General features: G+C 67.0%; 10 protein-coding genes and 1 pseudogene. 8 read left to right on the top strand and 3 right to left on the bottom strand.

Annotated features, from left to right (window positions below):
* Positions 1–78 precede the first annotated feature (78 nt).
* The 3 genes from ABR737_RS40060 to ABR737_RS40050 all read left to right on the top strand — a co-directional run bounded on the left by ABR737_RS40060 (position 79) and on the right by ABR737_RS40050 (position 4,204).
* A complete protein-coding gene (locus tag ABR737_RS40060) occupies positions 79–1,254 on the top strand; it encodes a cupin domain-containing protein (RefSeq protein ID WP_350256067.1) in 1,176 nt (391 codons plus the stop codon).
* Between the two features lie 164 nt (positions 1,255–1,418).
* Positions 1,419–2,489 (top strand): hypothetical protein, encoded by a 1,071-nt coding sequence (locus ABR737_RS40055; protein ID WP_350256066.1) that lies wholly within the window; start codon positions 1,419–1,421, stop codon positions 2,487–2,489.
* 488 nt (positions 2,490–2,977) lie between these two features.
* Positions 2,978–4,204, top strand: a complete 1,227-nt coding sequence (locus ABR737_RS40050; protein ID WP_350256065.1) for an MFS transporter — start codon at positions 2,978–2,980, stop codon at positions 4,202–4,204.
* Positions 4,205–4,285: 81 nt separating this feature from the next.
* Here ABR737_RS40050 and ABR737_RS40045 read toward each other — a convergent pair.
* Positions 4,286–4,943: pseudogene (locus ABR737_RS40045) on the bottom strand (HAD family hydrolase).
* Positions 4,944–5,233: 290 nt separating this feature from the next.
* Here ABR737_RS40045 and ABR737_RS40040 point away from each other — a divergent pair.
* From ABR737_RS40040 to ABR737_RS40020, 5 genes are read left to right on the top strand one after another with little or no spacing between them, the layout of a single operon-like run.
* A complete protein-coding gene (locus ABR737_RS40040) occupies positions 5,234–6,526 on the top strand; it encodes a helix-turn-helix domain-containing protein (protein ID WP_350256064.1) in 1,293 nt (430 codons plus the stop codon).
* A 12-nt stretch (positions 6,527–6,538) separates the two neighbouring features.
* Positions 6,539–7,294 (top strand): toll/interleukin-1 receptor domain-containing protein, encoded by a 756-nt coding sequence (locus tag ABR737_RS40035; protein ID WP_350256063.1) that lies wholly within the window; start codon positions 6,539–6,541, stop codon positions 7,292–7,294.
* On the top strand, positions 7,291–9,288 hold the full coding sequence (locus ABR737_RS40030; protein WP_350256062.1) for an nSTAND3 domain-containing NTPase: 1,998 nt from the start codon (positions 7,291–7,293) through the stop codon (positions 9,286–9,288). The genes ABR737_RS40035 and ABR737_RS40030 overlap by 4 nt, the downstream gene beginning before the upstream one ends.
* Positions 9,285–10,343, top strand: a complete 1,059-nt coding sequence (locus ABR737_RS40025; protein WP_350256061.1) for a hypothetical protein — start codon at positions 9,285–9,287, stop codon at positions 10,341–10,343. The genes ABR737_RS40030 and ABR737_RS40025 overlap by 4 nt, the downstream gene beginning before the upstream one ends.
* A gap of 20 nt (positions 10,344–10,363) precedes the next feature.
* Complete coding sequence (locus ABR737_RS40020) at positions 10,364–10,816, top strand: hypothetical protein (protein ID WP_350256060.1); 453 nt, start codon at positions 10,364–10,366, stop codon at positions 10,814–10,816.
* Positions 10,817–10,962: 146 nt separating this feature from the next.
* Here the strand turns inward: ABR737_RS40020 and ABR737_RS40015 are convergent, their stop codons facing one another.
* Positions 10,963–12,159 (bottom strand): acyltransferase family protein, encoded by a 1,197-nt coding sequence (locus ABR737_RS40015; RefSeq protein WP_350256059.1) that lies wholly within the window; start codon positions 12,157–12,159, stop codon positions 10,963–10,965.
* Between the two features lie 251 nt (positions 12,160–12,410).
* Positions 12,411–12,569 carry a hypothetical protein gene (locus ABR737_RS40010; RefSeq protein WP_350256058.1) on the bottom strand — a complete coding sequence of 53 codons (159 nt, stop codon included), beginning with the start codon at positions 12,567–12,569 and terminating at the stop codon, positions 12,411–12,413.
* Positions 12,570–12,985 lie beyond the last annotated feature (416 nt).

Below are 12,985 nucleotides of genomic sequence, written 5' to 3'. Positions count from 1 at the left end.
AGGGGTCGAGTCACTGTCCTGACCCGCCCGGTGGCTCCTGGAGTCACCGGGCACCCCCTTTACCCCGTGAGGAATGGCGTGTTCGATCTCGAATCCTTGCTTGCCCCGATGCCCCTCGACCAATTTCTTCGCGAGAACTGGACCACCCGGGGCGTCGTCTTACGCGGGCAGGACCGGGACCGCTTCCGCCCGCTCTTCTCTTGGGATCAGCTCAACCACCTTCTCAATTTCCACCGTCTCCGTTTCGGTGAAGAAATCCGCCTGGCGGCCATAGGCAGGAAGATCTACGACCAGCCTGAGACGCCTGAGGAGTGGATCAGGCATTGCCAGGACGGCTACACCCTCATCATCAACCAAGTGCAGGCGCGGCTTCCTGCGATCGCCGAACTGTCATCGGCGATCGAGCGTGCGATCGGCCACCGGAGTCAGGTCAACATGTACTGCTCCTGGCCTGAGCAACAGGGGTTCGACCAGCACCACGACGACCATGAAGTCTTCATCCTGCAGATCGAGGGGACGAAGCGATGGGTCGTCTCCGAGGAGACGTACAAATACCCGCTCGACAAATACAACAACGTCTCCGCCGACACAGGAGAGCCCAAGGGCCCCCCTTACATCGAGACCGAACTCCGTCCGGGGGACGTGCTCTACATTCCACGTGGCCATTGGCACTACGCGGTGGCCGGTGGCGAGCCCTCTTTGCACCTGACGCTGGGGGTGACGTGCCGCACAGGCGTCTACTGGTTGAAGTGGCTGGCGGACGAGGAGGAGTGGCGGCGCAACCTCCCGCCGGTGGTCGGAGGCGACACGATACAACTCGCCGATCATGTGCGCGGACTGATGGGAAGAATCGCCGCGCTGGCCGACGACGAGCAGTTGGTGAAGGCCTATCTCGACCATCATCTGACCACCCAGGACAGTCGTCACCGGGAGGTCAGCCTCCCGAGCCAGTCCGGGTTCCATCCGCTCTCCACGAACAGCGACACGCGTTTGCGGAAAACGCATTTCAACGCCGTCAAGGTTGAATACGACGCCGAGTCCGAACAGCACCGCATTCTGTTCGGTACGCGGAAGATCACGCTCGACGGCGCTCCTGCTGAACTCATTGAAAATCTCTTCCGCCACGAGTCGTTCACTCTCGGGGAAGCCACAGGATGGGCCCCCGCCTTCGACCCGGCCGAAGACGTCGTCCCACTGCTGCGGTTGTTAGTCGAGGAAGGACTCTTTCTGGAAGAGCACCCTCCGTCGGGGTGAGTATCGCCAGGCATGCCAGCCCGGCCGACCCGTCGTGCCGCAGCCCTGCCCGGCCTGCGGCACGACGGTCAGGCGGTCCCTGATCCCCGGACCCATCCCGCGGGGCCGGATCCTCTTGGAGGTTCCGGCCCCGCGGGGCGCTCACCATTGACGGAGAAAACCCGATGAAGATCGGCCTGATCGAGTTCAGCGCACACAGTGAGGTCCTCGAAAGCCTCATACGGCAAACCCTTGACGTCGGGGCAAGACCGACCGTCTATACGAACCCGTTCTGTGCCGCACAGTCGGAGGCCGCCGATTCCTCGGCAGTCGAGTGGCACGTGTCTCCCCCAGGTCTGCCGTACGCTGAATTCTTGGAGAAATGCAAACCCTCGATCGGCTCACAGGATCACCTCTTCATCATCACCCCGGTCGATGCCTTGTGCGGTCTGCTCTCCGATGCGAGCGCGACGTCAGCCACCTGGCACTGCCTGGTACACAACCTCCACACCTTCACCTCGTCGGACGGCAACCGGCCGAGCGCTGCCATCGCGAAGCTCGTTCTCGACGGTGCGGCAGACGTGCTTCTTCCGGATCTCCGGCTCATGAAATCCGGAGACCCCCTGCGGAGCCGCGCCATCAACATCGCCTACCCGCAGCATCCGCCTACGGAGTTCGTGAGGGACGAGGTGCGGTGCTGCATTCCGGGGAGGCTGTATTCCGGCAGGAACCACGCCGAAGTTCTGTCCGCCCTGGAAGTCGCCGCCCCGCGGCTGACGAGGCGGCTACGAGTCGATTTTCTGGGGGAGCACGCCACTGAGGAGACCAAGGCTGCTGTCGAAGCGGCGAGGAAGGCGGTCGCTCCCTCGGTCGAACTACGAGATCACCCCGATTACGTCGCCCAGGCGGAGTTCGACCGGACTCTCGCGGAGACGGACTTTCTCCTTCTGCCGGTGGCCGAGCGCCTGACACGTAACGGCATTGTCGAGACCCGCGGCCGGACCTGCGTCACGGGCAACATCAATGGCATGGTCCGGTTCGGTCTTCCCGCGCTCCTGCCGGCCTTCTATCCGTTGAGTGACCATGTCGACGGGATGACTGCACGGTACGGCTGCCATCCGTCCCTGGCGGACCTGATCGTTACCTGGGTGAACACCGACGAGTTCAACCGCAGGAAACGGGCGGCGACGTCAGGTCTGGAGGCCTATCGGGCCGAGTGCCTTTCGGCCATGCGCGAGCAACTGGCCCCTTCTTAGCCACTCGCGGGGGCCGTTCACGGGGCCGTTCGCGAGGGCCGTTCGCGAGGGCCGTTCGCGAGGGCCGTTCGCGAGGGCCGTTCGCGAGGGCCGTTCGCGAGGGCCGTTCGCGAGGGAAGAGGTCCACTCTGCCGAGTACCCGGAGCGAGGACGCCCCAGCGCACCGGCAGACCAGCGCACCAGCGGGCAGTTGTAGACCGTCCTCGTCGGCGGCCGTTCCCTGCGCGAGCCCCGTGCCCGCGTTCGCGGCGCGGCGCGGCGCGGCGGTGTGCCGGTTGCACGGCGGTGTGCCGGTGATCGGCAGTGAAGCGGGTGAGCGACGGTGTGACCGTGAGCAGCAGGTCAAAGACCCGACGGGGCACATAGGCACCACACCACCCCGAAGTCCTGGAAACCCACCGCCCCGGAACACAAACAACCCCAGAACACGATTCGAAGGAAAGCAACGTGTACAAGCAGGAGACCAACGGCGCCCCGCAGAGGCGTATATGACGACCGATGCACTCCGTGGCCCGGTACGTTTCCTGACGACCGCCAGTTTCGTCACCACCGTCGGCAGCGGGCTCTATCTGGCCGGCAGCATGCTGTTCTTCACCCGCGTGGTCGGACTGAGTGTGCCGGACGTGAGCACCGGCCTTGCGATCTCGATGCTGGTCGGCATCCTGTCGGGCCTCCCCCTCGGCGCAGTGGCCGATCGCGTCGGGCCCCGGGGACTGTACGTCGCCACCCAAGGTGTCCAGGCGACAGCTATGTTCCTGTTCCCGATGACACACTCCTTCGCCGCCTTTCTCGCGCTGGTCACGGTCGCCGCCATCGGCCAACGCGGCGCCCAGGCGGTCGGTGGCGCCCTCGTCGCACGGATCAGCGAGCCCGGAGAACGTACCCGCATCCGAGGCCACCTCCGCGCCGTCACCAACCTCGGGATGGACATCGGCGCCGCCGCAGCCGGAATCGCGCTCCAACTCGACTCGGCGGCGGGCTACACCGTTCTGATCCTGGCGAACGGGCTGAGCTTCCTCGCAGCGGCGGGCCTGCTGCTCAAGGTCCCCTCCGTGGGGCCGGTGCCACGCCCTCCGGGTGCGCGGCGCATGGAGGCCCTGCGGGACAGGCCGTACCTCGCCCTGTCGCTGCTGTGCGGGGTCATCGGGTTCCAGTACGACGTGGTGTCCCTGGTTCTGCCGCTCTGGCTGGTGTCGCACACCGCGGCGCCCCGGTGGTGGCTTTCCGCACTGCTGGTGCTGAATACGGCAGTGGTGGTTCTGTTCCAGGTCAGGGCAACCCGCTGGGTGAGAGGCCCGTTGGCCGCTGCCACCGCACTCCGCGGAGCGGGGTTCCTGTCCCTCGCCGGCTGTGTTGCTCTCGCGCTCGCCGCAGGGGTTCCCGCCCTCGTCGCCACGGCCCTGCTGCTCGTCGGCGTGCTCCTTCTGTCCTCGGGTGAACTCGGCCTGGCCGCAGGGGCATTCGAAATCAGCTACGTGCTGGCCCCGGAACACTCCCAAGGGCAGTACCAGGGCTCCTTCAACCTGGCTGACGGCGTGGTACGTGCCGCGTCACCGGTCGTGCTCACCACTCTGTGCCTGCAAGGGGGCAAGCCCGGCTGGGTGGTACTCGGCGTCCTCCTCGCACTCTGCGGCCTCGCCACCCGGCCGCTCACCCGCTGGGCCTTGCGCACACGGACGTTTCCGGCACCGGAAGCGGCCCTCCCCGTCGGCTGAGGTATCTCTCGTCGTGACCTGCATAACGGCGCCGGCACGTCATCACACCGGCCACGCGAAGATCACACCCGCCACATCAGGTCATCCCCCTGCCGCTGAATCCCGCCAGCCCCGGCCGGCGGGCCCGGACACGAAGGCAAGGACATCGCGCACCGCTTCGCGCAGGCTGCCGAAGTGACGATGCACACCGTCCACCGCCGCAGGGGTGTTGACGCCCCACACCGTCATCCCGGCACGCAGCCCGGACTCCACTCCGGAAGGGGCGTCCTCGATGAACCAGACAGTCCTGGGGTGTGGCACCAAGTCGCGCGGTCGCCTGCAGATACGGCGCCGGCGACGGCTTGCCTTCCACCACGGCGGCCCCGTCCACAAGAACCTCCGGGACCGGCAGGCCGGTCCGTGCGAAGCGTCCGCGGACCCGGTGCTCATAGTTCGACGTCACCAGGGCCCAGGACCCGGGCTGCAGAGCGCTCAGCAGTTCCGAGGCGCCGCCGACGGCCGTAGTGGTGCCGGAACGGACGTCCTCGTCCTCCAACTCGTGCAGTACGGCGCGGCACTTCCCGGGATCCTGGCCCGGAGCGACCTGCGCGAAGGTCTCCATGGGCCGCGTCCGCAGTGCCACACGGTAGACCTCATCGGGGTCAAGTCCGTATCGCTCCGCCCACGTGCGCCACACCTGGCGCTGGATGTCCACGGCGTCGATCAACGTGCCATCGACATTGAACAGCACACACCGCATCGCCCCGGGCCGGCCGGATCCACTCATCACACCCCGATCATGCCAGCGGGCCCGGACGGACAGTGCGCGGGACGAGTCATACGACACCGCACGCCCCCGGTTCGCTGACCGCAAGGCTCGCCGGCCGGGCTCCGGTCGCCACACGGCTCCGTGCTCCCGGGAATACCGCGTCTCAACTGCGGAGAAGGAAACGGGAAACAGCACCATTCGCCTTGTCCGTCCGGCCGGGGTTGCCGCACTCTTTCGTGCAGCAACCCCGTTCACCTGGATGGATGGTTATGGAGGTTCCCGTGCCGCAGCCGTCCACCGAGTTCGGTGAGGAGCTGAGGAGGCGGCGCCTGGACGCCGGGCTCAGTCTCACCGGATTGTCTGCCGCCGTGCACTACAGCAAGGCACAGCTGAGCAAGGTCGAACGAGGCATCAAGCCCCCCAGCCGCGATCTCGCCCGACTGTGCGACGCCGCCCTCCGGGCCGACGGTGCACTGATCGCCCTGGTCGCCGCATCCGCTTCCGGCGATCCCGATGAGCCGGCACCGGGCGGAATCGATGAGGAGGAGTGGACGATGCAGCTGTCACCGGACGGCTCGGGCTGGTTCCAGCCCCTGGGCCGACGCCAGGTCGTGAGCGCCGGCGCCGCTTCGTTGATGAGTTGGCGTACCGGCGGTCAGGGCCCGGTCTCGACGGCCACGGGTGCCGGGATGCTGGAGGCGTCCCGCTCCCTGTTCACGCACTACCGGCGGCTCGGCCAGACCGTCGAGCCCGGCGTCCTGCTGCCCGGGCTGATCGCGCAGACCCACACGCTGCGGGAACTGTCCGCGCATGCCGATTCCCGTACCCGCCGGAAACTGCTCGCGCTCGGCTCCAGGTACGCCGAATACATCGGCTGGCTGGTGCAGGAGACTGGAGACGAGCGGGCGGCGCTGTGGTGGACACAGCGTGCGGTGGATCTTGCGGCTGCCGGGGGTGACCAGGCACTGGCCGGATATGCGCTGGTCCGCCGGGCGTTGGTCACGCTGTATCAGGACGATGCCGAGCAGACGGTCGCCCTGGCCCAGCGGGCGCAGACGGGCACACTCCCCTCCCGGATCCGCGGACTCGCCGCGCAGCGAGAGGCGCAGGGCCACGCGCTCGCGGGCGACCGCGACGCCTGTCAGCGCGCCCTGGACACGGCCCGGGGGCTGCTGGCCGGCCATTCGGACGATGCCGAGGCACCGGTGATCGGCAGCATGCACCTGCCCGACTCGGTCGGCATGGTCACCGGCTGGTGTCTGTTCGACCTGGGCCGCCCGCGGGAGGCGGCCGAAGAGCTGAACCAGCAGCTCGCACGGGTCTCCCCCGACGCGGTACGGACGCAGGTGCGTTACGGCGTCCGTCGGGCACTCGCCTACGCGACGGACGGCGAGATCGACCATGCCTGCACGTTGACGGAACCCCTGCTCGACGGGGTGGCGGCCGTACGCTCCGCGACAGTCACCCTCGACCTCCGACGGCTCGCCCGCGTCCTGGCCCGTCACTCGGACCACGCCGGGGTGCGCCAACTCTGCCCGCGTCTCGGCACGTTATCCCGCTCCACCCCTTCCTGAGGAGGAACCCCGATGGCCGATGTCTTCATCAACTACCGCACCGGCGACGGAAATGACACCGCCGCCCTGATCGACAACGAACTCTCCAACCGCTTCGGCAAGGAGCGCGCCTTCCGCGCCTCGAAGTCCATCCCTCCCGGCACCGCCTATCCCGATGCCCTGCTGACGAGCCTGCGCCGCAGCGCTCTGCTGCTGGCGGTGATCGGAGCCGACTGGATCAACTTCCGGTCCAGGCTGGGCGACCCGGAGGACTGGGTACGGAAGGAGATCCTGGAGGCATTCGCCTGCGGACTTCCGGTGATCCCCGTCCTGGCGGGCAGGACGACGGAGCGCCTGAAGAAGGACGATCTGCCGGAAGAGCTGGCGCGCCTGGCCGAGCTGCAGTCCGTACGGCTGGACACGCAGAACGCCGAAGCCGATTTGAAGCGCCTCGGTGATCTGGTCGCCGAGATGGTTCCCGAGCTGTATGACATCGAGCGCGCCGACGCACCGGGCCCCGGCGACGGCTCCGTGTCCAACGCGGCCGGCGATGTTCACGGAACGGCCATACAGAGCCGGGACTTCACCGGAGACGTCGGCGGCACCGTCGTCAAGGGGCCGACCGGGCCCGTGCACTCCGGCCACGGCAACATCTATCAGAACTCCCGCCATGAGTCGGGTGGCCGTCACTACTCGGGAGACGGCATGACGAACATCGAAGGCAACCATCACGGTGATATCCGGCACCGGTTCGGTGGGCCGGCGCGGCACGAGGACGACGAACGGTGAAGGAAGCGTTCACCACGCGTGTCGAACAGTCCGGCGGCTCGGTGCACGCCGGCTGGGGCGACATCCACAACTACTACACCGCAAGCCCGTCGAGGCAGGAGACGGGCGGCCGGAGTCCCCGCCGCATCGCGGATGACCAACTCCGCCTGCTCAGGCAGCGGTTCGTCGACTCCACGGGTATGGGCGAGGCGCGCCGCCTGCTGGCAGAGCACAGCACCGTGATCCTGCACGGAGAGCCGGGCAGCGGCAGAACCGCCGCGGCACGCGTCCTCCTGTACGAACTTCACCGGGACACCGGCATCTTCCGCGAACTGCTGCCCGGCGACGAGGAGGAGACCCCTCTCACGGATGCCGGGCTGGTCGGCGCCGGGGACCGGCTGCTGCTGGACCTCGCCGAGGCCGACGGCGCCCGATGGTGGAGGAATCGCAGAGATCTGCCTGCGCTCCGCAAGGCCGTACAGGAGCAACAGGCCCACCTGGTGGTCGTCATGCCGTACGCCGGCACGCTGGAATCCGACCTCCAGTTCTACCGGGCCGATATCGAACCCCCGCCGGCTCAGGAGGTGTTCCGGCGTCACCTGCGGCTCCACGGGATACCGCACGAGGAGTATCTGCAGTCCGCGCCCGCATGGGACGATTTCCTGGCCGAGCAGCGTGCGAACGAAGAGATCGCGGACTTCGCCGACCGGGTGCGGCGGGCTCGTACGGCGCACCCGGCGCGCGACGGTTTCGCCGGCTGGTGCGAGCAGGCCCGCGATGCCCGGAAGACCTGGCGACAAGAGGTCGCCGCCCTCGTCGCCGAACGGTGCGAGGTGCCGCAGCGGGCCTTGCTGATCACCACGGCCATGCTGCACGGCGCGCATGCCGACGTCATCCACCACGCCGCCGCTCTTCTGCTCCGTACCCTCGAGATCCCTGAAGACAGGATTGCCCCCCTCGAAGGCAAGGACCTGGCCGAGCGCCTGACCGAGATCTCCGCGTCGGCCGGACCGGACGGCCATGTCCGGTTCGACAAGCTGGACTTCGATGCCGCCGTCCGCGCCCACTTCTGGGACCACCTGCCCGACCTCAGACGTCTCCTCGGCGTCTGGACCGCCCGCAGTACGGAGCTGGACGATCCGCACCTGACCGCGGGCCTCCGTAAAGACCTGGTGGAAAGGCTCGCCCACCAGTACCTGCGTGCCGGGCAGTGGAAAGAGCTGGCGGCCATGGCGGACGGGTGGGGCACCAACGCCACGACCCCGACCCGTTCGACTGCGGCTGTCCATGCCCTCACCCCCGGGCTCGAGCACAAGCGCTACGGCGGGAGCTTCCGGCAGCTGGTCTACACGTGGTGCAGGGACAAGCACCTGACGGGACATCTCGCCTACGTTCTGCTCCGCGTCTGCACCGATGTGATCGCGCCGACCCATCCCGACCAGGCGATGGTCCGGCTGCACCACCTCGCCCGCCGTGAGCGCGGGGCCACACCCGCGCTGGACGCCCTGTGCGAGCTGGTGGCGACGAGCAGCCGGCTCAGGCGCCGCATGCTCGACCGCCTGACCCGGCAGTCGTCCCCCTCGGCCACCGACACCCGTCTCTTCCTGCGGATCTGCGACCCGGTGCCGCTGACGGACCCGGGAGGCGCGCCCCGCGCACTGGTGGACGAGCGCTACGTACAGGAGTGTGTGACCAGCGGCTGGCGGGAGGCGTTCGCCGAGCTTCCACAGCCGTACTGGCAGCCGTATGCGCAGCGCTGGCTGCATACCGCCTCTGACGCCGGCGACCACCATGACCTGCTGCTCGACCTACTGGTCAACGCCGCCGGACGGAACGGCGGACATCTCGCAGCGCTCTACTCCGCGGCCCGCGCAGCGGAACCCACCACCACCGGTGGCGCGGCACGCGGCGTCGCCACCACCGACCACCTGCTCCAGAAGATCTCCGCGGCCCAGGGCCTCCGCCCGTCGGCCGCACCCTCTCGACCGGTGCCACCCAGGGGGGCCACACCATGACGACCAGTTGCAAGACGACGACCGTCTTCCTCACCATCCTGTGCGCTCTGCTGCTGACGATCCTCGGCCTAGTGCAGGAGTGGCCCACCTGGGCGTGGGCCACCCTCGTCGTTCTCCTCGCCGGAGTGCCCGCGGCAGCCTTCAAGGTCGCGGCGACACGGCGCGGCTCCGTACCGGTCGACTTCGAGGAGCAGCACACCGCCGCGCCCATCGAACGCCGGGAGCACCGCGTCAGCCAGGTGGCACTGCCCAGCCAGTGGGCCGACTACGACGTCCTGTTCTCCGCGACCGTACGGTGGTACCCCCTCGAACCCGTCGGCGGCGAACCCGTCGTCAACCCGGCGGGCCTCGCCGTCGAAACGGTGCTGGACCGCGCCCGGGCGATCACGGAACAGCGGGAGCCCGGCCGGGCTTCACTCGTCCAGCACGAGCTGAGTGGTGCGCTCAGCAGGATGCGCCCGGACCGCACCGGACACCTCCAGGTCATGGCGGACAATGTCACGCTCACCCTGCGCGAACACGATCAGGAGCGGCTGGACAAGCTCGCCGACGTGCGCAAGGACAAAGCGGTCTGGGAACACCAGCGGAAGTACGAGCAGAGCAAGCGCGAGTACCTGGGCGCGGACGTCCTCAAGGACACCGGCAGCGCGGTGGTCTGGTGGCTTGCGAAGAACGACGATCACATCGAGAAAACCGTGTCGGACCTCGGTCTGCTCGCCCAGCTCACCTCCGCCGCCAACAACACCGATGTACCCGAACGCCTGCGGGAATTCATGCCTCGGCCGCACAGTGAGCGGCCCGGACCGGAAGTCGTGGACGGGCCGGCCCCTTCCTTCGAACGCGAGCCGACGGCCGCTGACCATTTCGAAGCCTTCCTCAGCGGTATGGGCTTCACAGGCGAAGACGTGCGGCGGGGCATGCTGGCCAAACAGATCGCCGACGTCATCAGGACACAGGACCGGCACGAAACGGCCGAGGAACTGCTGAGAAGGTTCGACCCGCCGGCGAGTTACGCACCGGCTGACGACGCGGCCGACGGAACGCCCGGACTCTGAACCTTCCCGGAGGAGAAACGATGGACAGCGAACTGGCCTCCCTCGCAGCATCGGGTGCCACCACTCTGGTCTCCCTCATGGTCACCGACTCCTGGACGCACGCCCGTGAGCTGGCCGGACGGTTCTTCTCGCGTGCCGGTGCGGACGCTGCCACGGTAGCCACCCTGGACTGCGCCCGGTCCCGGCTGCTCGACGTCGGGGCTGCCGACGGCACCCACACCGCCGATGACGTCACCGCCCAGTGGCACGCCTACTTTCACCATGCTCTACGGGCCGGTTCCGCCACCGGCGACGACCTGCGCGACCTGCTCGCCTCCTTGCAGCGGCTCGCGAACACCGCAGCGGGCACCCGAGGGACCACCGTGCACAACGACATCAGTGGCGGCACCCAACACGGCCCCGTCATCCAATCCGGCCGGATCACGGGGCTCACCCTGCACATCCACCATCCCGCCGGCACCTCGCAGGACTGATCTCCTGGCCCTCGGTCCGGGCGAGTCCTTCTCTCCCGGACCGGGGCAGGTTGCCTCTCGGCTACTTCGCCACCCGGCCACCCCGCCACCCCGCCCGCATGGGTGGCATACGTGCGCGAGTGTGCGCTGGTGAACCCCGGTAGCACCTACGGAGCATGAACTTTCTGACGCTCGGTTCGATCGACACGTGAACGGACTTCCGCTTCTGCTTCGGCGTGAGCAGGGGTACGCGGACGCTCGTAGTCCATCGAATATGCTCGCATCTCCTTCATGCTTCTTTTCATCGCCTGCCGTAGTTTCGTGCCCATCGGGCTTTCCACGTAGCGATGGATGATCCAGGAGACCGCCAGCATGAACGCAGTGATCGCAGGAAGGAGGAGCCCGGCAGGCACCTTCCGGCGCAGTAGGTCGATAAGCGTAAAGCCCACATACATGTGTATCAGGTAGAGCGGGTAGGTGAGGTTCCCTGCGGCCGCCAGCCATCTCCATCGCAGCCGGTCGAAACCCCCCAGAGCGATCGCACCCATCGTCACGAAGGCCAGCAGGATCACCAGACGCGCCGGCCATTCCTCCACCAGACCGGCTTTCGCACCGAGATTTGTGACCAAACGCCCATGGACGTAATGCTGGGCGAGCAGGAATGACACGGCCACGATGGCCCACAACAAGGCGTTGGGCCTGAATCGATGGATGAGGTAAAAGGCGATTCCGGCGATGAAGTATGGGGAGTACTGAGAGACCGCCCAAGAGGTGAGCAGATCATTATGAGAACCCAGCGAAAAGATTCCGGCCACTGTCCACAGCCCGCAGAAGAGCACGCACCTTCGGTAGGTGACACCGCGGAAGATGACGATCGCGAACAGCAGGTAGAACTTCAACTCGACGAACAGTGTCCAGTAGACGTCATCGAGATCAGGTACCCCGACTCCTTCTTGGAGCATGGTGAGATTGGTGAGGATATTTTGCCAACTGCCGACACTGCGGACATCCGGGAACGCCGTCAAAACTGCCGCCGTCAGCAGAACTGCAACCCAGTAGGCCGGGTAGAGCCGTGAGACCCGAGATGCCACAAAGTCGCCGAGCGAACGCCCCCAGCCGCTCATGCAGATGACGAATCCGCTGATCAGGAAGAATACTTCCACCCCGAGCCAGCCATACTCCGAAATATGGTACACGGATGACGAGATGGCTTTTGAATCCTCCCCCCAGCCATCCCGCAGCGTGATGTAGTGGTACGCCACCACCAGAAGCGCAGCCACGAAACGCAGCCCGTCCAGCGCGTACAGTCTCGGCGGTCGATTCCTCGGAGGAGCGGAAGATTTTTTCGGCACGGTGCAAGCCATTCCGGTCCTTACAACGGAGCAACGAATACAGGGAAGAGTCGCGTATTACAGGGCAGAGTCGCTTCGGGATGTCGGGTTCGGGGCGGTCGTAGCATCTGGTCGTGCCGCCGTGATGGACGGAAGCTTTTCCGGTTGATGGCGGTGGCAGCTTGCGGAAGGAAGCTTGACGGAGCTTGATGGGCCGTCAAGCTCCAGCCACTCAGTCCATGGCCGGATAGCGCTGATGCGGATTGCGGAGACATCAGGCGACATCAGGGGGCATCCTGGGTGGTCACCAGACTGGTGGTACGTCCGAGGCTGGACGGCGCTGCGTCCCGGGACAGGTGTGGCGAGGGCCAGCTGAGCAGGGCAAAGCACAGCGCCGTTGCTGTCACTGCCAGGGTGAGAATCTTCTGGCCGGTGAGAGACATGGAGCACTTTCTGTGGGGGCGGCTACCTCTGCACGGGCGAACCGCGGCAGATCGTCGTCCTCGCACCCGGCGACCGGAGACACACGGGCACTCAGCGCTGCAACAGCGCCCCCGATAACAAGGGTTACGGGTGGAAGCGATTGCGTGAGGTAAGAGGGAACGCACCCGATCGAGGTTGCGTCACCGGTGCAACCTCTCCTCTCTCCTCCCCTTACATGGCTCAACGTCGCCTCAAGCCGGTGACGGCTGTTGGAACACGCAGCGATTGCCGCGATGGGTCTTCTGTCGGCCCTCGTCGTGTCGTCGGCTCAGGCGATGACGGTGGTGAAGCCGATGGGCGGCCTCTATCTCATGTGGCAGGGTGTGACCACCTGGCGCTCGACGCAGCGCGGCGTCCAACCAACGGCGCGGAGGCC

Source organism: Streptomyces sp. Edi2, from assembly GCF_040253635.1.
Lineage (GTDB): Bacteria > Actinomycetota > Actinomycetes > Streptomycetales > Streptomycetaceae > Streptomyces.
Note: the sequence above shows the minus strand (reverse complement) of the source record. Positions and strands in the feature narration are given on the sequence as shown.

What these genes read in the sequence shown, in the direction of transcription:
- ABR737_RS40010 (WP_350256058.1), bottom strand. Translation starts at nt 12,569, where the DNA reads ATGTCTCTCACCGGCCAGAAGATTCTCACCCTGGCAGTGACAGCAACG.
- ABR737_RS40025 (WP_350256061.1), top strand. Translation starts at nt 9,285, where the DNA reads ATGACGACCAGTTGCAAGACGACGACCGTCTTCCTCACCATCCTGTGC.
- ABR737_RS40050 (WP_350256065.1), top strand. Translation starts at nt 2,978, where the DNA reads ATGACGACCGATGCACTCCGTGGCCCGGTACGTTTCCTGACGACCGCC.
- ABR737_RS40015 (WP_350256059.1), bottom strand. Translation starts at nt 12,159, where the DNA reads ATGGCTTGCACCGTGCCGAAAAAATCTTCCGCTCCTCCGAGGAATCGA.
- ABR737_RS40035 (WP_350256063.1), top strand. Translation starts at nt 6,539, where the DNA reads ATGGCCGATGTCTTCATCAACTACCGCACCGGCGACGGAAATGACACC.
- ABR737_RS40020 (WP_350256060.1), top strand. Translation starts at nt 10,364, where the DNA reads ATGGACAGCGAACTGGCCTCCCTCGCAGCATCGGGTGCCACCACTCTG.
- ABR737_RS40055 (WP_350256066.1), top strand. Translation starts at nt 1,419, where the DNA reads ATGAAGATCGGCCTGATCGAGTTCAGCGCACACAGTGAGGTCCTCGAA.